Source organism: Pseudomonas tohonis (assembly GCF_012767755.2).
Taxonomy (GTDB): Bacteria; Pseudomonadota; Gammaproteobacteria; order Pseudomonadales; family Pseudomonadaceae; genus Metapseudomonas; species Metapseudomonas tohonis.
Genome location: NZ_AP023189.1, coordinates 4,200,874 through 4,219,385, shown reverse-complemented (window position 1 = coordinate 4,219,385; position 18,512 = coordinate 4,200,874). Strand labels below are relative to the sequence as shown.

At 70.0% G+C, this 18,512-nt stretch carries 16 protein-coding genes and 1 riboswitch; of the genes, 5 read left to right on the top strand and 11 right to left on the bottom strand.

Features of this window, described 5'->3' with window-relative positions; translation table 11 throughout:
* Positions 1-45: 45 nt before the first annotated feature.
* Positions 46-1,083 (bottom strand): MASE2 domain-containing protein, encoded by a 1,038-nt coding sequence (locus tag HSX14_RS19090; RefSeq protein WP_173178303.1) that lies wholly within the window; start codon positions 1,081-1,083, stop codon positions 46-48.
* Positions 1,084-1,318: 235 nt separating this feature from the next.
* On the opposite strand from HSX14_RS19090, the gene HSX14_RS19085 reads away from it, so the two are divergent.
* Together HSX14_RS19085 and HSX14_RS19080 are read left to right on the top strand one after the other, a co-directional pair.
* On the top strand, positions 1,319-1,873 hold the full coding sequence (locus HSX14_RS19085) for a TetR/AcrR family transcriptional regulator (protein WP_173178302.1): 555 nt from the start codon (positions 1,319-1,321) through the stop codon (positions 1,871-1,873).
* A gap of 43 nt (positions 1,874-1,916) precedes the next feature.
* Positions 1,917-2,411: a DinB family protein gene (locus HSX14_RS19080; RefSeq protein WP_173178301.1), complete on the top strand. Its 495-nt coding sequence runs from the start codon at positions 1,917-1,919 to the stop codon at positions 2,409-2,411.
* Between the two features lie 7 nt (positions 2,412-2,418).
* Here HSX14_RS19080 and HSX14_RS19075 read toward each other — a convergent pair whose 3' ends face one another.
* The 8 genes from HSX14_RS19075 to HSX14_RS19045 form a co-directional block, all read right to left on the bottom strand.
* Positions 2,419-3,057: a cell wall hydrolase gene (locus HSX14_RS19075; RefSeq protein ID WP_173178300.1), complete on the bottom strand. Its 639-nt coding sequence runs from the start codon at positions 3,055-3,057 to the stop codon at positions 2,419-2,421.
* A 108-nt stretch (positions 3,058-3,165) separates the two neighbouring features.
* Complete coding sequence (locus tag HSX14_RS19070; RefSeq protein ID WP_173178299.1) at positions 3,166-4,587, bottom strand: putative bifunctional diguanylate cyclase/phosphodiesterase; 1,422 nt, start codon at positions 4,585-4,587, stop codon at positions 3,166-3,168.
* Positions 4,588-4,775: 188 nt separating this feature from the next.
* The gene (locus HSX14_RS19065) at positions 4,776-7,064 is read right to left on the bottom strand and encodes an ATP-dependent DNA helicase (RefSeq protein WP_228723465.1); all 2,289 of its coding nucleotides are present in this window, start codon (positions 7,062-7,064) and stop codon (positions 4,776-4,778) included.
* Positions 7,034-8,689, bottom strand: a complete 1,656-nt coding sequence (locus tag HSX14_RS31240; protein WP_228723464.1) for a VRR-NUC domain-containing protein — start codon at positions 8,687-8,689, stop codon at positions 7,034-7,036. Before HSX14_RS31240 ends, HSX14_RS19065 begins: the two co-directional genes overlap by 31 nt.
* Positions 8,690-9,057: 368 nt before the next feature.
* A complete protein-coding gene (locus HSX14_RS19060; protein WP_173178297.1) occupies positions 9,058-10,080 on the bottom strand; it encodes a FecCD family ABC transporter permease in 1,023 nt (340 codons plus the stop codon).
* Positions 10,077-11,042, bottom strand: coding sequence for an ABC transporter substrate-binding protein (locus tag HSX14_RS19055; RefSeq protein ID WP_173178296.1), 966 nt, complete (start codon positions 11,040-11,042; stop codon positions 10,077-10,079). Before HSX14_RS19055 ends, HSX14_RS19060 begins: the two co-directional genes overlap by 4 nt.
* Entirely contained in the window at positions 11,039-11,812 is a 774-nt protein-coding gene (locus HSX14_RS19050) for an ABC transporter ATP-binding protein (RefSeq protein ID WP_173178295.1), read from the bottom strand. Before HSX14_RS19050 ends, HSX14_RS19055 begins: the two co-directional genes overlap by 4 nt.
* 22 nt (positions 11,813-11,834) lie before the next feature.
* Entirely contained in the window at positions 11,835-13,973 is a 2,139-nt protein-coding gene (locus tag HSX14_RS19045) for a TonB-dependent receptor (RefSeq protein ID WP_173178294.1), read from the bottom strand.
* A gap of 108 nt (positions 13,974-14,081) precedes the next feature.
* A riboswitch (cobalamin riboswitch) is annotated at positions 14,082-14,285 on the bottom strand.
* 246 nt (positions 14,286-14,531) lie between these two features.
* Here HSX14_RS19045 and HSX14_RS19040 point away from each other — a divergent pair.
* Together HSX14_RS19040 and HSX14_RS19035 are read left to right on the top strand one after the other, a co-directional pair.
* Positions 14,532-14,975: a PaaI family thioesterase gene (locus HSX14_RS19040; protein WP_173178293.1), complete on the top strand. Its 444-nt coding sequence runs from the start codon at positions 14,532-14,534 to the stop codon at positions 14,973-14,975.
* 3 nt (positions 14,976-14,978) lie between these two features.
* Entirely contained in the window at positions 14,979-16,007 is a 1,029-nt protein-coding gene (locus HSX14_RS19035) for a zinc-dependent alcohol dehydrogenase (RefSeq protein ID WP_173178292.1), read from the top strand.
* On the opposite strand, the gene HSX14_RS19030 is transcribed toward HSX14_RS19035, so the two are convergent.
* Positions 16,008-16,592 (bottom strand): MarR family winged helix-turn-helix transcriptional regulator, encoded by a 585-nt coding sequence (locus HSX14_RS19030; RefSeq protein WP_228723463.1) that lies wholly within the window; start codon positions 16,590-16,592, stop codon positions 16,008-16,010.
* Here HSX14_RS19030 and HSX14_RS19025 point away from each other — a divergent pair.
* Positions 16,591-17,196, top strand: a complete 606-nt coding sequence (locus tag HSX14_RS19025) for a glutathione S-transferase (RefSeq protein WP_173178291.1) — start codon at positions 16,591-16,593, stop codon at positions 17,194-17,196. The genes HSX14_RS19030 and HSX14_RS19025 overlap by 2 nt on opposite strands.
* A gap of 98 nt (positions 17,197-17,294) precedes the next feature.
* Here the strand turns inward: HSX14_RS19025 and HSX14_RS31235 are convergent, their stop codons facing one another.
* On the bottom strand, positions 17,295-18,506 hold the full coding sequence (locus HSX14_RS31235) for a Bcr/CflA family efflux MFS transporter (RefSeq protein ID WP_173178316.1): 1,212 nt from the start codon (positions 18,504-18,506) through the stop codon (positions 17,295-17,297).
* Positions 18,507-18,512 lie beyond the last annotated feature (6 nt).

Sequence of the window (18,512 nt, the reverse complement as noted above, 5' to 3'; positions counted from 1 at the left end):
GCCTTGCCGGCGGCCATGGGCTGGCGCCGGCAACGGGCCGGCCTGCTAGGCGCCGGAATGGCTGGCAGGGTGTGGCTGATCGGTCTTCAGCGGGGTCGAGTGCTGCCGGGCCTGGCGCAACCATTCGTTCTCGCTGCGCAGGTCGTGGGTGAATTCGGCGAGCCCGACGCGGATGCGTGCCTCGGGCAATCCCTTGCCGCCGGCGAAGCAGTGCTCGAAGGCCTCTTCGATGCGGCTGGTCAATGCCTGCGCGCCGAGGGTCCTCGCCTGCTGCAGGAGCACCAGGAATTCGCCGGGGCGCCGCATGCAGACGAGGTCGGTGCTGCGCAGCCCGGCGACGATCAGGTGCCCCAGGCGGACGCTCAGGGCGTTGGTCACCAGCGCGCCGTGCCGCTCCCCGAGCGCCTCGAAGTCGTCGATGCGGATGTGCGCGACGGTGGCCTGGCCGGAGCCGCACCGGCAGCGCAGGAAGACCTGCGCCAACTGGTAGAGCCAGCGGTCATGGGGCGTGAGCATGCGCTCGTCGAAGCCGGCGACGATGGACAACGCCTTCTGCTGCCTCAGCAGTTGCTTGGCCAGGCTGTAGCTCGCCCAACCGACCACGAAGGGATAGATGACCAGCATGGGTAGGCATGCCCAGATGACCCGTGCCGGCGTTTCCCAGGTGACCTCGAAACCCAGGCAGGCCCCGGCCAGGAAAATGCCCGCAGCCGCGGCCGCGAGCCCCTTGGAGAGGAGGTGGATGCCCTTGGCCGTGACGCAGTTCATCGCGACCATCGACAGCAACAGCAGCGATGGCAGCGCGCTGAAGTGCATGGCCACGACCCACCCCCCGGCGAAGGCGCAATCGAGCTGGAGGTTGCGCAGTTCGGCCCGGTAGGGCGCGGGCGAGGCGAGGGCGATGCGGTAGGCGAGGTAGGGCCAGATGAAACCGTTCAGCCCCATCAGCCCCCAGAGCGGCCAGGTGCCCGGGTAGGTGGTGGTCGCGACATAGATGAAGCTCAGTGCGCAACCGATGGCTCGCGGTTTGTAAATGCGGTTGGCAAAACTGATCCCTGCCGCCGAATTACGATCGATAGCCATAAGCCGCCCCGCGGATTGGCAGTAAAATTGTGATGTATGCCCCGAAGGAATTGGCCTGCGCGGTCCCAGGAGACCGCGCAGCGATTTCGGTTGGTAGGCAGGGGTGCGTCCGTGTCGGGCAGCGTTGCCGCGCCTGCCTGGACAGCACCCTGGATGCGCTGGGTGAACCTCGGTGCGAGCCCCGGTGAGGGGGTGCAAATAAAAATACGATCGTATTCTAATTCAGAGAACCGTGATGAGTAAACGTCCCGTGATCGACAGGAACCTGGTGTTGGACGCCGCCATCTCGGTTGTCATGGAACAGGGCATTTCTGCGTTGAGCATCGGCGAGGTGGCCAAGGCCGCCGGGATCAGCAAGGGCGGCGTGCAGTCGTGCTTCGGCACCAAGGACGGGCTGATCGAGGCGATGGTCAATCGCTGGAAGACCGACTACGAGCTTTCGGTGCGCTCGCGCCTGGCGCCCGATGCCGGGATGCTCGACCACCTGATCGCGCAGATCGGCATCATCGCCATACCCGACGAGGAGTTGAGCCGGCGCGCCGCCGCGATCCTCACGGCGATGTTCAGCCACGAAAGCCTGAAGACGCAGGCCAACGACTGGTACCGCTCCCTGCTGCTGGGCGACGCCTTCGAGACCGAGCGCGGCAAGCGCGTGCGCCTGGCCTTCCTGGCTGCGACGGGTGCGTTCTTCCTGCGCTCGTTCAGCATCATGGACATCTCCGAAGGCGAGTGGCGGACCTTTCACGAGGACATCGCCCAGTTGCTGCCGGGCGAGGAGCCCGAACGCTAGCGGCGGCCTCGCCTGCACCCCATTGACGAAAACGAGGACCTCCATGCTGACCAAGGCCTTTCAATACAAGTGCTGGGCGGACCGACGTGTCCTGGAGGCCATCGGGCTGATCGATGCCACGCGGTTTCCCGAGTCGCTGGCCTTCATCCTGCAGCAGCTCAACCACATGGTGATTGTCGAGGACCTGTTCCGCGCGCGCCTGACCGGGGCGGCGGAGCCCCACGCGGCCACCAACAGCGATGTGGTGCCCGACTACCCGACGCTCAAGCGCCGCCTGCTCGCGTCCGGCCAGTGGTACGCCGAGGCGGTCGCCCGGCTGGACGCTGCCGATGCAGCGCAGGAGATCGGCTTCCGCTTCACCGATGGGCGCACGGGCCGGCTGAGCCGCGAGGAGATGTTCTTCCATGTGCTGAACCACGGCACCTACCACCGCGGCAACATCGCCCACGCCCTGGACCTGGCCGGTGTGGCGCACCCGGCGGACACCTACACGGTGTTCGTGCACGCCACCGAGCCCGCGCGCCGGGAGACGGCCTGACGCCGCGCTAGGGCGCGCTGTCCTGGGCGCCGGCCAACGGTTCTTCCAGTCGCGGCTTGTAGAACAGCAGGCGTTGGGTCTGCGCCGTACGGGTGAATTTCTTCGCCCAGGACGGCGAGACGTTGCGGTCGTGGAAGTACAGCGCGCCGTCGGTGCGGTCCCGCAGCTGGCCGTTCAGCGCCTTGCGGGCGATCTCCCGGGCGAGGGTGAAGCGGTCGTCCTCCACGGCTTCGTCGGGGCGACCATCGCACCACCAGGAGAACTGGCAGCTGCGGCTTTCCGAGCCTTGCTTGACCACCGCGCAGACGGTCTTGGGGAAGGCCCCGTCGCCCAGGCGGTTCATCACCACGTTGGCCACCGACTCCATGTCCTGCGCCGGGGCGCCCTTGGCTTCCCAGTAGATGGAGCGGGCGAGGCAGGTGATGGGGTCGTCCAGCGGCGCCTCGCCGTCGGGGTCCACGGCACGGGCTTCGCTACGGGTGATCGGCGGGGTGTCGGCTGGAATCGGCGCCTGGCTGGCGGCCTTCTCTTCCAGCACTTCGGCCTTGTCTTCCGCGGCCTGGGCCTTCTCCCGGGTTTCCCCGGCGTGGGAGGGCCCGCCGACGAGCAGCGCGGCCACGCAAAGCATTCCTGATATCCAGCGCATGATCGACCTCGCCAACGCCGAGCTTCCGGGACCGCCCCGGGCCGGGCGGCTGCCAGCGGGGCGCGCCTGGCTCGCCCCGCACGAGGCATAGACTGCGGCTGCGCTGGATCATTCCCTGGTGGCGGCGACTCCCGCCCCGTCGAAGGCGTTGCCGATCACCCGCTCCTGGCGTTCGACGCTCTGCTGGGTGAAGGCCATGAACGCGGCGAGCGGCAGCGGCTTGCTCAGCAGGTAGCCCTGGAACTGCTGGCAGCCCCGTTCCAGCAGGCACTGCATCTGCGCCTCGGTCTCGACGCCCTCGGCGATCACCGTCAGGCCCATGCTCTGGCCCAGGGCGATGACGCTGCAGACGATGGCCTCGCTGTTGGCGTCGGTGAGCAGGTCGCAGATGAAGGAGCGGTCGATCTTCAGCTTGCCCAGCGGCAGGCGCTTGAGGTGGCTGAGGGACGAGAAGCCGGTGCCGAAGTCGTCGAGCGAGAAGGACACGCCATGCTCCACCAGCTGCGACATCTTGCGCGTCAGGTCCTCCAGGTCCTGGACCAGCATGGTCTCGGTCAGCTCCAGCTCCAGGCGGCTGGCGTCCATGCCGTGGCGCCTGAGCATCTCCAGCACCTCGGGCACGAAGCTGGCCTGGCGGAACTGCTTCTGGCTGATGTTGACCGCCAGGCACAGGTCCTTGCGGAGGGGGTCGTCCGCCCAGCTGCGCAGTTGTGCGCAGGCCTGCTCCAGCACCCATTTGCCGATGGGGATGATCAGCCCGCTGCGCTCGGCGTGGTCGATGAACTCACCTGGCGGCAGCAGGCCGCGCTGCGGGTGGCGCCAGCGGATCAGCACCTCGGCACCGATCACCCGCCCGGTGACATCGAGCTGCGGCTGATAGTGCAGCTCGAACTGCCGCTCGCGCAGGGCCGCCTGCAGCTCGCGCTCCAGCACCGAGCGCTCGGCGGCGTCGGTCTGCAGGACGTGGAGCAGGGCGAAGAACATCGCCATCGCCGCGCCGGCCTGGGCCCAGGAGCCGGGCGTGCGCACCTCGTCCGGCAGGTTGTGGCCGGGGAGCGGTGTCCAGTTGGTGGAGGCCAGGCCGGTGAAGGTCACCAGGCACAGCAGCGCGACGCCATAGCGCAGCCACAGGCCTTCGTCGCGGAAGGCCATCAGCGCGGCCAGGGTGAGTGGCAGCAGGTAGAGGTGGGTGGCGCGGGGCGCCGCCGCGTTGGGCGCGTCGAGCACGATGGCGGTGCCGGCGATGGTGACGATCAGCACGCTGAAGAGCAGGAGGTTGGCGCTGCGCGCCTTGTTGCACACCGTGAGGTGGAAGACCGCCAGGCCCGAGGTGATCAGCACCGCATCCATCGCGACGATGGCCCAGAGGCCGCGCAGGCTGAAGACCACCGCCCAGATCAGGCCCAGTACCAGCATCACGCTGCTCGCCAGCAGGCGCATGCGCCGCTCGCGGCGCTGGGCCACCGACACCAGGTCGGCGGCATGCCACAGCTGCCTTACGCGCTTCCACAAGCGAGTTGTCGCGTTCATTCGGGGTTCCCGTGCGCCCGTGTTCAGCCGGGCCGTCCGTTCCACGCGGCGATCCCTGCAGGCTGGGAAGGATTATAGAAGGCGGTTTTCCCAGGCGCAGCGGCAGGACGGGGGCGCATGGGGTGCAGGTCGTTTTTGCCCCTGCCCGGCGCATCGCGGGGGCGGCCCGGGGCAGGGGGCAACCCTGTTCAGTCCATTTCCACCTGCCACCAGGCAGGCAGCAGGCGGCGGATCTCGGGTTGGGCGAAGCGGTCGTCCATCAGGTGCACCACGCCGCGGTCGCCCTGGGTGCGGATCACCCGCCCGGCGGCCTGCACCACCTTCTGCAGCCCGGGATAGAGGTAGGTGTAGTCGTAGCCGGCCTGGAAGATCGCGGCCATGCGCTGCTTCAACTGCTCGTTCACCGGGTTCACCTGGGGCAGGCCGAGGGTGGCGATGAACGCACCGATCAGGCGCTCGCCCGGCAGGTCGATGCCTTCGCCGAAGGCCCCGCCGAGCACCGCGAAGCCGATGCCGCGGCCGCCCTCGGCGAAGCGTTCGAGAAAGGCCGTGCGCGCGCCTTCGTCCATGCTCCGCGACTGGCTCCAGGCGGGGATGAAGGGGTGGCGTTCGGCGAACAGCGCCGCCACCTGCTCCAGGTACTGGTAGCTGCTGAAGAAGGCCAGGTAGTTGCCCGGGCGCTGATGGAACTGGTCGGCCATGCGCTCGACGATGGGTTCCAGGGATTGCGTGCGGTGCTGGTAGCGGGTGGACAGACGCCGTGCCACGCGCACCTGCAACTGCTCGGCGGCGAAGGGCGACTGCACCTCCAGCCAGGGCGTGTTGGCCGGCACCCCCAGCAGGTCGGCGTAGTAGCGGCGCGGGTTGAGGGTGGCGGAGAACAGCACCGTGGAGCGGCTGCCGGCCAGGCGCGGGCCGAGGAAGGGCGCCGGCACCAGGTTGCGCAGGCACAGGGTGGAGCGGCTGCTCTTGCCGGCCAGGTACTTGTTCAGGTCGAACAGCGAATGGCGGTCGAACAGCTCGGCCATGCGGGCGAAATGCATGGCGTCGAAATAGAACGCCATCAGCTCCGGGTCCAGCGGGGCGCCGGGCTGCTCGGCGAGGTGGTCGGTGATGGCGGTGACCGCGTTCTGCAGCGCTCCGAGCAGCTTCTGCGGCGGCTCGTCGTAGGCCTGGTAATCCACCCGCTGGGCCTTGTTCAGTTCGCTCCAGCTGCGCTGCACACGCTCCAGCGGCTTCTTCAACGCCGGCGGCACGCTCTTGCACAGGGCCTTCAGCGCGCCCTGGCGCAGTTCGGCGGAGTACATGGCGCGCGCCCGCTCCACCAGGTTGTGGGCCTCGTCCACCAATACGCCGACGCGCCACTGGTTGGCCTGGGTGAGGCCGAAGAGCAGGGCGCCGAGGTCGAAGTAGTAGTTGTAGTCGCCCACCACCAGGTCGCTCCAGCGCGCCATCTCCTGGCCCAGGTAGTAGGGGCAGACCCCGTGCGCCAGGGCCACTTCGCGCAGGGCGGCGCGGTCCAGCCAGCGGCGTTCGGCGGCGGCCTTGCGCGCGGCCGGCAGGCGATCGTAGAAGCCCCGCGCCAAGGGGCAGGCTTCGCCATGGCAGGCGCTGCCGGGGTGCTCGCAGGCCTTGTCGCGGGCGGTGAGCTCGAGCACCCGCAGGGGCAGCACGTCGACGCTGTCGCGCAGGGTCGCCAGGCTGTGCAGGGCCAGTTGGCGCCCCGGAGTCTTGGCGGCGAGGAAGAAGATGCGCTCCAGGCGCTCGCCGCCCAGGGCCTTGAGCTGGGGGAACAGGGTGGCCAGGGTCTTGCCGATACCGGTGGGGGCCTGGGCCAGCAGGCAGCAGCCGGTGCTGGCGGCCTTGTACACCGCCTCGGCCAGTTCACGCTGGCCGCTGCGGAAGGTGGCGTGGGGGAAGCGCAACGCCTGCAGCGCCGTGTTGCGCACGCCCTGGTGGGCCAGCTCCGCCTCGGCCCAGGCGATGAAGGCCAGGCACTGCGCCTCGAAGAACACCTGCAGCTCGGCGGCGCTGGCGCGCTCGGTGAACAGGGTTTCCTTCTGGCTGCCGACATCGAAATACACCAGGGCCAGTTCCACCTCGTCCAGGCCCCGCTCCTGGCACAGCAGCCAGCCGTAGACGCGCACCTGGGCCCAGTGCAGCTGGCGGTGGTTGGCCGGCTGGCGGGCCAGGTCGCCGCGATGGGTCTTCACCTCTTCCAGGCGGTTGCGCGCGGGGTCGTAGCCGTCGGCGCGGCCGCGCACCCTGAGGTTGCGGAACTCGCCCGCCAGCGCCACCTCGCTCTGGTAGCCCTCGCCCCGGCGCGCCGCCACCAGGGCGTGGCCGGCCATGCCTTCCAGGGCGGTGGGGGCGGGGGTGAAGCGCAGGTCCAGGTCGCCGCACTTGGCGGTGAATTCGCAGAGCGCGCGCACGGCCACCTGGTAGCTCACGCGAGGGCGGCCTCGGTTTCGGCCCATTGCACGTAGCAGACGGTCACCGGCATGCCGTGCGCGGCGCAGAAGTCCAGCCAGCGCAGCTGGTTGTCCTGCAGGCGGTCGCCGGGGCCCTTCACCTCGATCATCTGGTAGCGCCGTTCCCGGGGCCAGAAGCGGATCAGGTCCGGCAGCCCGGCACGGTTGGTCTTGATGTCGGCCAGCAGGCGCTGGAACCACAGCTTCAGGTGCGCGGCGGGCAGGCATGCCAGCGCCTGTTCCAGCAGCGCCTCGTCGAGCACGCCCCAGTAGACGAAGGGCGACTGCAGGCCGTACTTGGCGGCGTGGTTGCGGCGGATGGTGGCCTGCCAGGCATCGCTGTCCAGCTGCGCCAGGCAGGCGGCGAAGGCCTCGCTGCGGCGCGCCTGGAAGTCGGCGGCGAGCAGGTCCGCCGGGGCGGCGTGGAAGGGGTGGAAGAAGGCGCCCGGCACCGGCAGGAAGATCGCCTCCCAGCAGAGCAGGCCGAACAGCGAGTTGACCAGGGTGTTCTCGACGTAGTGCACCGGGCCCGGTTCATCCGCCAGGTGCTGGGCGACGCTGTGCTCCACCGAGACGAAGTCTTCGCCCCTGGGTAGCCGCAGGTCCAGACGCGTCACCGGCGTGGGTGCGCGCGGCGTTTGCTTGGGCAGGCCCAGCCTGCGTCGCAGGCGCGGCAGGATGCGCGTGAGGTGCTGCTGCTCCTCGTCACTGTGCACGCCGGCCGCCAGTTCCAGGGCGAGGCGATGGGCGTCGTCGAAGGCGGCGATCTTCTCCAGCACGCGGATGCGGCGGATACGCGCGCCGGGGTCGCTGCAGCCGGCATAGATCTCCAGCGCCAGGTCCATCTCGCCCTGGCGCTCGCAATGCTGGCCGAGCTGGAACAGCAGGCGCGCGCGGCGGCTTTGCAGCCAGGGGTTGTCGTTGGCCGGCGGAATGCTCGCCAGCACCTCTGCGGGCTCCTCGCCGGCTTCGAAGCGCTCGCGGCACTGGTAGAGGTGCAGGTACAGCTCGATGTCGGCGCGGTGGCGGAAGCCCCGCGAGGCGGCATCCAGCTCGACCTTCTCGTACTGGTAGATGCCCAGGTCGGCGAGCACGAACTCGGACCAGTCCTGGGCCAGGTTGCCGAAGAACATCAGCCGCAGGCGGTCGCACAGGGCCATGAGCTGCAGGGCATGGACGCGCTCCTCCAGCCCCGGGCACCAGGCGTCCAGGGGCTGCGCATCGGGGTGCAGGGGTTGCAACAGGGCGAGCTGGTCGGCCTTGCGCGCACCGGCCCGGCCGAGCTGGGCGCCGAAGCAGTCGGCGATCTCCGGCTTGCGCAGCAGGGCGAAGAGTTGCGCAAGCGTCAGCTGCGGTGCCGGGTCCACCCAGCCCAGCGCCACCAGCGGCTGCAGGGCCTCGCGGGTGGGGCCGATCTCGACGTAAGCCAGCTTGCTTTCGCGAAACAGCGTGCCCTTGCGCATCACCATGCGCACCAGCAGCGCGCGGGAGGCCTTGGGCAGGCCGGCGAAGGCCGCGATGAAGCCCCGCTCCTCGTCGTCCAGCAGGTCGTCATAGCGCGCGCCGATCCAGTCGAGCACGGCCTGGAAGTTGTTCAGGTAGTAGAAGGGATCGTCGAGGGCGCTGGGCATGGCGGAACGGCTTGGGCGAATGGCTGGCTATTTATACAGCTATCGATGGGGCGGCCCAAGGGGATTTCGATCAGCGGAGCGGGTCGGACAGGCCGCTTTTTCGTGGGAGCGGTTTCAACCGCGATGACCCGGCACGGGGGCCGCAGGAGCGAGCTCTGCTCGCGAACTCCATGCCGGGCGACGCTACGCGCTGCTGGGCGACTGAAGTCGCCCCTCCAGGGGGCGGGGGGCTCCAGGCCGTGGAGCATCGCGAATGAATTCGCTCCCACGGGCCTTACAGGGACGAGGTGCGCCTCAGCTTTTCGCACCTCGCAGGATGGCGTAGAGCGGAGCGAAACCCATCGTGGGGCCTTTCCGGTGAATCCTCTTCAACGCCGCCGCAGCAGGCCGACGAAGAACAGCCCGCCGATGGCAGCGGTGGCGATGCCGATGGGCAGGTCCTCGGGGGCGACCAGGGTGCGGGCGGCGACGTCGACCCAGACCAGGAACAGCGCGCCGAGCAGGGCGGCCACCGGCAGCAGGCGGCGGTGTTCGGCGCCCACCAGGCGGCGCGCCAGGTGCGGCAGCATCAGGCCGACGAAGCCGATGGCGCCGCTCAGGGCCACCAGCACGCCGGTGAGCAGCGAGGCGCAGAGGAACACCTGCAGGCGTACCCGCCGGGCGCTGAAGCCCAGGCTGATGGCGGTCTGCTCGCCGGCCATCAGCGCGTTCAGCCCCCGGGCCTGGGCGAGCAGGGCGACCAGGCCCAGCACCAGGCACAGCGCCGGCGGCCAGAGCAGCTCCCAGCGTGCGGCACCGAGCCCGCCGAGCATCCAGAACACCACCGAGCTGGCGGCGTGGTGGTCGCCGAGGAACAGCAGCAGGTTGACCAGCGCCATGCACACGAAGGACACGGCGACCCCCGCCAGCAGCAGGCGATCGCTTTCCAGGCGGCCGTGGCGGCTGGCGATGGCCAGCACCAGCAGCATGCTGCCCAGGGCGCCGACGAAGGCGGCCAGGGGCAGGCTGAGCACACCGATGAATTCGCCCAGGTAGAGCAGCACCAGCACCGCGCCCAGTGCCGCGCCGGAGCTGACCCCGAGCAGGTGCGGGTCGGCCAGCGGGTTGCGCGTGGCCGCCTGCAGGGCGCCACCCACCAAGGCCAGGCCGGCACCCACCAGCGCACCGAGCAGCACCCGGGGCGCGCGGATCAGCCAGACGATGTGTTCCTGGCCACGGCTCCACTCGCCCACGCCGCCCAGGCCCAGGCGCTCGGCGAGGATGCCCCAGACGTGCGCCTGGGGCACTGCGGCCGGACCGAAGCCCAGGGCGGCGATGCAGGAGACCAGCAGCGCCGCGCCCAGGCCGAGCAGCAGCAGGCGGTAGGCGCCGGGCGTGCGCAGCGGGCTCATGGCGCCGTCCCGGTGAAGCGTTCGGGGTGCAGGCCGGCGGCCAGGGTCTCGATGGCCTTGATGTTCTCCACCGAAGGGGTGACGGCGAGGTAGGGCAGGACCACGAAGCGCTGCTCGCGGATCGCCTCGACCGATTGCAGGGCCGGGTGGGCGAGGAGGAAGTCGCGCTTCTGCTGCCAGCTGCGCTCGCCGTAGTCGACGATGAGGATCACCTGTGGGTCGCGCTCGACCACGGTTTCCCAGTTGACCTGGGTCCAGCTGGCGGCCAGGTCGTCCATCAGGTTGCGCCCGCCGGCGGCGTCGATGATCGCTTGCGGCATGCCCAGGCGGCCCGAGGTGAAGGGGCGGTCCTCGCCGCTGTCGTAGAGGAACACCCGGGGTGCCGCGCCGCCGCCCGCCAGGCGCTTGGCCACCTCGGCCTGGCGCGTGCGCAGGCCGGTGACCAGGGCGCTGGCGCGGGCTTCGACGTCGAAGATGCGGCCGAGGTTGCCGAGGTCGCGGTAAAGGTCTTCCAGGCTCGCCGCCTCGCGGGGCATCACGTGGGCGCAGGACTCGCTCAGCTCGTACACCGGGATGCCCAGGGGCGCGAGGGTGGCCGGGGTGACCTCGCCACCCACGCGCATGCCGTAGTTCCAGCCAGCGAAGAAGAAGTCGGCGTCGACGTCGAGCAGCGTTTCGATGGAGGGGTATTTGCGCGCCAGCTCCGGCAGGTCGCCCAGGGCGGCCATCAGCCGGGCATCCGGGGTCTTCCAGCCGCTGATGCCGCTGTAGCCGACCATGCGCGATTGCAGGCCGAGGGCGACCATCATGCCGGTAAGGTTGATGTCCTGGCTCACCGCCCGCTGCGGCGCGCGCTCGAACACCACCTGGCGGTCGCAGCTGGTGACGCGCAGCGGGTAGTCGGTGGCCTGGGCGAGGGGCGCCAGGAGGAGAGTAAGCAGGGCGATCGATGAAGGCTTCATGGGCTGATCCAGGTGATGCGCGGGTGGTCGGCGAGGGGGTGGCGGTCCACCAGCGCATGCACGCCGAACACCTGCTGCAGCAGGTCGGTGGTGAGCACGTCGGTGGGGGTGCCGCTGGCCACCACGCAGCCTTGGTCGAGGACGTAGAGGCGGTCGCAGAAGGCCGCCGCCAGGTTGAGGTCGTGGAAGCTGGCCAGGGTGCTCAGGCGCAGGCGCCGCAGCTGGTGCAGCAGCTCCAGCTGGTAGCGCGGGTCGAGGTGGTTGGTGGGTTCGTCGAGCAGCAGCAGGCCGGGTCGCTGGACCAGGGCGCGGGCCAGCAGCACGCGCTGCTTCTCGCCGCCGGAGAGGCGGGCGAAGGGGTGCGCGTGAAAGTCGGCCATGCCCACGCTGGCCAGCGCCTGGGCGACCATCGCGGCATCCTCGGCGTCATCGCCATCGAACAGGCCCTTGTGCGGCGAACGGCCCATGGCGACCACCTCGGCCACGGCGAGGCCGAAGTCCTGGGGGAATTCCTGCAGCACCACGGCGATGCGTTGTGCGCTCCAGCGCGGGCTGCGCTGCCAGAGGTCCTCGCCGTCCAGCGCCACCCAGCCGGTGACCGGGCGCTCGGCACGGTAGGCGCAGCGCAGCAGGCTGGTCTTGCCGCTGCCGTTGGGGCCGATGAGGCCGACGAACTCGCCCTCGCGCACCTGCAGGTCGATGCCCTGCAGGCGCCAGTGCGAGCGGACATCGGGTGCCCAGGCGAGGTCGCTGATGTTCAGTGAGGGCATGCCGGGCACTCCTTTCGAAGGTTCAGAAGCTGTAGTCGGCGGTGACGAAGAACGAGCGCGGCTGGCCCAGCAACCACTGCTGGCCGCCGTTCTGCTGGGTGACGGCGTAGCGGCGGTCCAGCAGGTTGTTCAGCTCCAGCCCCAGGCGTGTGTCGGGCAGTACCTGCCAGCCGAGGTTGGCGTCGAGCACGGTGTAGCCGGGCACGTTGACGGTGTTAGCGGCGTTGGCGTAACGGGCGTCGACGTAGCGCGCGCCGAGGCCGGCGTCCAGGTCATGGCCGAGCGCCTTGCTCACCCAGAGGTTGGCGGTGCGCCGTGGCACGTCGGTGGGGCGGTTGCCGGACCGGGAGACGAGCTGGCCGCCGACGGATTCGTTGAAGTCGTCGTATTCGGCGCGCAGCAGCGAGGCGTTGGCCGAGACGTGCCAGCCCTGCGCCAGGGCCAGTTCCAGGGTCGCCTCCAGGCCGTCGGAGGATTGCTGGCCGATCTGCTGGGTGGGGCGGGTCACCGATTCGCGGGAGAGCAGCTTCTTCTTGACGATGTGGTAGGCGGCCAGGGTCCACTCGCCGCGCCCGTCCCAGAACTGCTGCTTGAGGCCGAACTCGGTCTGCTTCGACTCGGTCAGGTCCATCTGCTGCTGGGTGGGGCTGAGGGTGATGAGGTTGCTGACGCCGTCCTCGCTGGTGGAGTACTGGCCGTAGAAGGACAGCTGCGGGGTGGCGGCGAAGACCAGGCCGGCGCGCCAGTTGCCGCCCTGGATGCTGCGGTCGCTGCGGCTGTTGGCGCGCAGGTCGCTGCGGTCGATGTGGTTCTGGTCGCGGCGCAGGCCGGTGACCACGGACCAGCGCTCGCCCAGTTGGGTGCGGTTCTCGGCGAACAGGGCGGCGGTGCGGGTTTCGCTGCGCGAGTGCGGGCGGTAGGCCGAGGCGCTCTGGTAGTAGCCGGGGGCCGGGTTCCACGGGTCGACATAGTCGCCGCCGATGTCGGTGTAGGGCGCGTTGTTCAGCAGGTCGAAGCGGATGCGGTTGAACTCGCCGCCCACCAGGGTGCGGCTGTCGAGGCCGAACAACGCATGGTCGAAGGTGAAGGTCTGGCGGTCGCCGATCTGCTCCTGCTCGTGCTTGATGCGCAGCTGCTCGGCACGCTCCAGCTGGCCCCGGCCGGCGTCCCAGGTGTAGGCCTCGGCGTTGCGCCAGTAGCGGCGGCTCTTGATGTGGTAGAGCTGGTTGCTGGCGCTGAAGCCTTCGCTGGGCGTCCAGTCGGCGGTGAGCCGGGTCCACTGGTCGTTGTAGTGCAGCTCGGCGTTGTGCAGGTTGTAGTTCCTGTCTTTCAGGCTGCCCCACAGGTGGCCGTTGATCAGCGGCGTGCCGAAGTAGTTCATCGGCTGCAGGTCGCCCTGGTCGTGGGCCAGGGTGAAGGCCAGCTCGTCGCTGGCCTGCCAGCGCAGGGCGGCGCTGAGGCCGAGGTTCTTCGAGTCGCCCCGGTCGATCCAGCCGTGGCTGGCCTCGCGGTTGAGGTTGAGGCGGTAGCTCAGGGTGTCGGTGAGCGAGCCGCCGCTGTCCAGGGCCATCTGCTGGCGGTCGTCGGAGCCATAGCCCAGGCGCAGGCGGTTGCGGATCTCGCCGTCGAAGGGCTTCTTCGGCACCACGTTGATCACCGCGCCCGTGGCGCCTTCGCCGTAGAGCACCGAGGCCGGGCCACGGATCACGTCGATGCGTTCCACCATCCACGGGTCGGTGGGGAAGGTGGTGGTGCCCATGCCGGTGTAGAAGCGCGTGCCGTCGTACAGCTGCATCACCGAGGCGTGGCCGGTGAAGCCCCGGGCCGAGAGGGCGGTGCCGCCGTTGCCGGGGGTGCCGATGTGGGTGATGCCGGGGCTGCGGGTCACGGCGTCCTGCACGGTGGCGTTGTTGCGTGCGCGCACCTCGTCACCGCTGATGGCGCTGGTGCTGGCCGGGGTTTCCAGGGCGGACAGGCCCAGGCGCGAGCCGGCGGGCACGGGCGTGTCGAGGCGGATGGCGGTGTCGTCCGCCTGGCCGGTGACGGCGGTGGCCGGTAGCGCCAGGGTGCCGTCGTCGGCGTGCAGGGAGAAGGAGATGGACAGCGCGAGCAGGCCGAGGGCGGCGCTCGCCGGAGCGTTGGAGCTGAGGGTACGGGTCATGTCGTTCCTATCACGTCAGGAATGAATGGAGCCCGGAGGGAATGCAAAGGCGCGCGCGGGCGCGTGCACCCGTGCGAGAAACCGGCCCGTGCCCGCCCACCGCGGGTTTGCCTATCGATGTTCCAGGCCGGTCTCCGGGCTTGCGAGGATCACGCCGCATTCGCCTTCCCATGCCGTGGGCACAGTGGCGTATCGAATGCAGCGCTCGCTTACCGTTGCGGGGGCAGCGCCGGACTGGTCCTGATGGACGCACCGGCTTCCCGTTTCACCCCACGCACGACGGCGTGGGACACCTGGAACGGCGGGCATATGACCATCCGCGCGCCCGGGCGTCAACGCCGAAGTGGTGCGCGGGATGGCGCAAACCCCCATTCCAGAGCCTTAACGGCGTTGCCGGAATGCCTTCTTCTTTGTCATATCAACAATGTTGATTTGAGATTCTGCGCTCACGTATCGTCCGTCCACGGGCTGCAGGGCGATTCCCTCGCGCTGGCCCGGTGGGGGCTGACCATCCCCCCGAAACCGCTCGCCGACCCCGGCAGAGCCAGGAGCCCCGAGATGACCGATACCCCGAACAGAACCCCTCCCTCCGGCCTGCAGATCCTCCAGGCGGTGATCGCCGGCAAGCTGCCCGCACCTGCCATCGGCGAGACCATGGGGATGATGGCGGTGGACGTGGAGCCCGGGCGCATCTTCATCGAGGCTCGGCCCGATGTGCGCCACCTCAACCCGGCCAGGACAGTGCACGGCGGCTTCACCGCCACCTGCCTGGACGGTGCCGCCGGCCTCGCGCTGTTCTCCACCCTGCCGGGCGATGCGCAGTACGCGACGGTGGACCTCGGGGTGAAGTACCTGCGCCCGCTCAAGGCTGGCGAGCTCTACCGCGTCGAGGGTTGGGTGGTGGAGCGCACCCGCAGCCTGGCGATCTGCGATGCGCAGGTGGTCGACGCCAGCGGCAAGCTCTGCGCCCGTGCCACCACCACCTTCAGCGTGAGGGACTGAGCCATGCGCGAACTCATCGTCAAAGGGGCGGGACGCCTCGCCTGGGAGGACGCGCCGTCGCCCCTGCTGGATTCGCCGCTGGCGGCGCTGGTGCGGCCCATCGCCTCGGCCTCCTGCGACCTCGACCGGCGCCTGATCGCCGGCCTCACGCCGTTCAAGCCGCCCTTCGCCCTGGGCCACGAGTGCGTGGCGGAGGTGCTCGAAGTGGGCGCGCAGGTGGGCACGGTCAAGCGTGGCGACCTGGTCTCGGTGCCCTGGAAGATCGCCTGCGGCACCTGTCGCCAGTGCCTGGCGGGGCGCAGCACGGCCTGCACCGGCGTCGCCCGGCATGCGGCCTATGGCGTGCCGGCGGGCGGGCACTGGGGCGGGCTGTTCTCCGAGGTGGTGCGGGTGCCTTTCGCCGACGCCATGCTGGTGCCGCTGCCCCCGGGGCTGGACCCGGTGGCCGTGGCCAGCGCCAGCGACAACCTCACCGATGCCTGGGTGGCTGCCAGCCGCCCGCTGGCCACACGGGAGGAGGCGAAAGTGCTGGTGGTGGGCGGCACCGAGAGCCTGGGCATCCTCGCGGTGCAGATGGCCCGCGCCGCCGGGGCGGCCGAGGTGGATTACCTGGATGGCGACGGCTACCGCGACGAGTTGGCCGTGCGCAGCGGCGCGACCCTGCGCAACGGCGCCGATGGCGCGCTGAACGAGCGCTACGACCTGGTGGTGTCCGCCACCCGCGACCCGCAGGCGCTGCGTACCGGCCTGCTGGCGCTGGCGCCGGGCGGGCATTGCTCGTGCATCGGCATCATCTTCGAGGACCCGGCCATCCCGCTGTTCGGCATGTACATGCGCGACGTCACCCTGTCGGTCGGCGCCTGCAGCGTGCGCCCGCACATCCCCAGGGTGCTGGAGCTGGTGGAGCAGGGGCATTGCGACCCGATGCTGGTGAGCCCCAGCGTGGTGCCCTGGGAAGAGGCCACCGAGGCATTGATCCGGCCGCTGGCCAAGTGCATCGTGGTGCGCGAACGCATCACCACGGCGGGTTGATCAGTCGAGGCGGGCGGCCAGGGACTGCATGACCGAGTGCCAGGCGACCCGGCCGTCGGCGTCGGTGGTGTCCAACGCGGCGCGGATGACCCGGCGCTCCAGGTCGGTGGCGCGGTGTTCCACGTCATGGCCTGCCGTGCTGAGCAGGAGGCGCTTGTAGCGGTGCTGTTCCGGGTCGCGCTGCTGGGTCACCAGGGCGCGTTCCAGGAGGTGGGTCAGCGGGCGGTGCAGCGCCTGCTTGCTGATGCCGAGGAGGGCGGCCAGTTCGCCGACGTTGATGCCTTCGACGCGCCGGATGGCGTAGAGGATGCGGTGGTGGACGCGCGACAGGCCGAGGGTTTCCAGGTAGGCGTCGGCGTCCACGGTGAGGCCGCGGAAGCCGAAGTGCAGCAACTCCAGCGCGACATCCAGGTCGTCCAGGCGTCTGATGTCGGCGGAGTCCAGTTTGATTTTCCTGTCGATGACCATGGGCAGCTCCCGGGCGCGATGGGCGGGGATGCTACCGGCGCCGCCGGTGGGGGTCCAGTTGCAACGACAGCGGGCGCCGGCATTGGGCCGGCCCGCGAACAGGAGCATTGAAGACATGAAACTGATCTACGCAGGGGCGTCCCCCTTCGCTCGCAAGGTCCGGGTGCTGGCGCTGGAAGCCGGCCTGGCGGCAGGCATCGAGATGCTCGACACCGCCGTGCTGCCGATCAAGGAGAACGCCGAGGTCAACCGCGCCAACCCGCTGGGCAAGATCCCGGTGCTGATCACCGCCGAGGGCGAGGCGCTGTTCGACAGCCGCGTCATCTGCGAATACCTCGATGCCCTGCAGAGCGGCGACGCCTTCTTCCCCCACGGCGCCGAGCGCTGGACCTGCCTGACCCGCGCGGCCCTGGCCGACGGCCTGATGGATGCCGCGCTGCTGGTGCGCTACGAGGGCGCCATCCGCCCCGAGGCGCTGCAGTGGCAGGACTGGAAGGACGGCCAGCTGGGCAAGATCCACCGCGCGCTGGATGCCCTGGAAGCCATCGCCAGCGAACTCCAGGGGCCGGTGGACATTGCCCAGATCGCCGTGGCTTGCGCGCTCGGCTACCTCGACTTCCGCCTCTCCCACCTCGGCTGGCGCCAGGGCCACCCGGGGTTGGAACGCTTCTTCGCCGCCTTCTCCGAGCGCGAGTCGATGAAGGCGACGGTGCCGGCCTGACACCGCCGCGTTGGGCCTCGCTGCGCTCGATCGCGAATGAATTCGCTCCCACGGTCGTGATGCTTCCCGCAGGAGCGAGCTCTGCTCGCGAATCGCCTTCAGTCCGTCGCCAGGGCCACGGCCCGTGCCTGGTGCGCACGGGCCAGGCGGAACAGGCCGAAGGCGGCGAGGGCGAAGGTGACGTTGAGGCCGATCATCGGCAGCGCGCTGTCGTTCTGCAGCGCGCTGAGCAGCAGGCCCGAGAGCGTGGCGCCGGCCATCTGGGCGAAGCCGATGAAGCCGGCGGCGAGCCCCGCGCGGGTCGGGTTGGGGATCACCGCACCGGCCACCGAGCCGGGCAGCACCATGCCGGCGCCGAGGGTGAGCAGCACCTGCGGCAGCAGCAGGCCCGGCACCGAGGGGCCGGCGGCGAGCAGGATGGCGAGGGTGAGCACGGCGCCGGTGGCCACCAGCGCGGTGCCCATGCCCACCAGGCGCGCCGGGCCCCATTTCAGGATGAGGCGGTTGCTGAGGATGGCCCCGGCGATCAACCCGGAGACGATGCCGCCGAAGACCAGCCCGTACTGGGTGGGGCTCAGGCCGAGCTGGCCGACGAACACCCGCGAGGAACCGGCGATCACGCAGAACATGGCGCCATAGGTGCCGGCGATGGCGAAGGAGAAGGCGCGCACTTCGGCGCCCCTGAGCAGGGCGCGGTAGTTGCCGGCGAGGGTGGCGATGCGGCCGGCGAGCGGGTCGCGGGCCTGGTTGCTCTCCCGGTAGAGCAGGGCGCAGGCGAGCAGGGCGAGGATGCCGATGATCACCGTGGCCACCACGACGGCGCGCCATGAGCCGAACCGGGTGGCGATCAGCCCGCCGATGACCGGCGAGAGCATGATGGTGCAGAGCATGCCGATCACGGTGAGGGCCATGATCGGGCCGGCCTTCTCGCGCCACACGTCGCGCACGATGGCCCGTGCCACCACCAGCGCCGCACAGGCGCCGAGGCCCTGCAGGGCGCGCCCGGCGATGAACTCCGGCATGGAATGGGCGAAGGCCATCCACAGCGAGGCCAGCACGTAGGTGGCAACCCCCGCGAGCAGCACCGGCTTGCGGCCGATGCGGTCCGACAGCGGGCCGAAGAACAGCTGGCCGACGCCGAAGGCACCGACGAATACCGAAAGCGCCACCAGGGACGAACCGGGGCCGGCCGCCAGGGTGTGCTCGATGGCGGCGAGGCTGGGCAGCAGCATCTGGGTGGAAATCTCGCCCAGGCCGCAGAGGACGATGAGCAGGGTCAGCAACAGGCCGGAGCGTCGGGTGGCGTCCATGGGGGC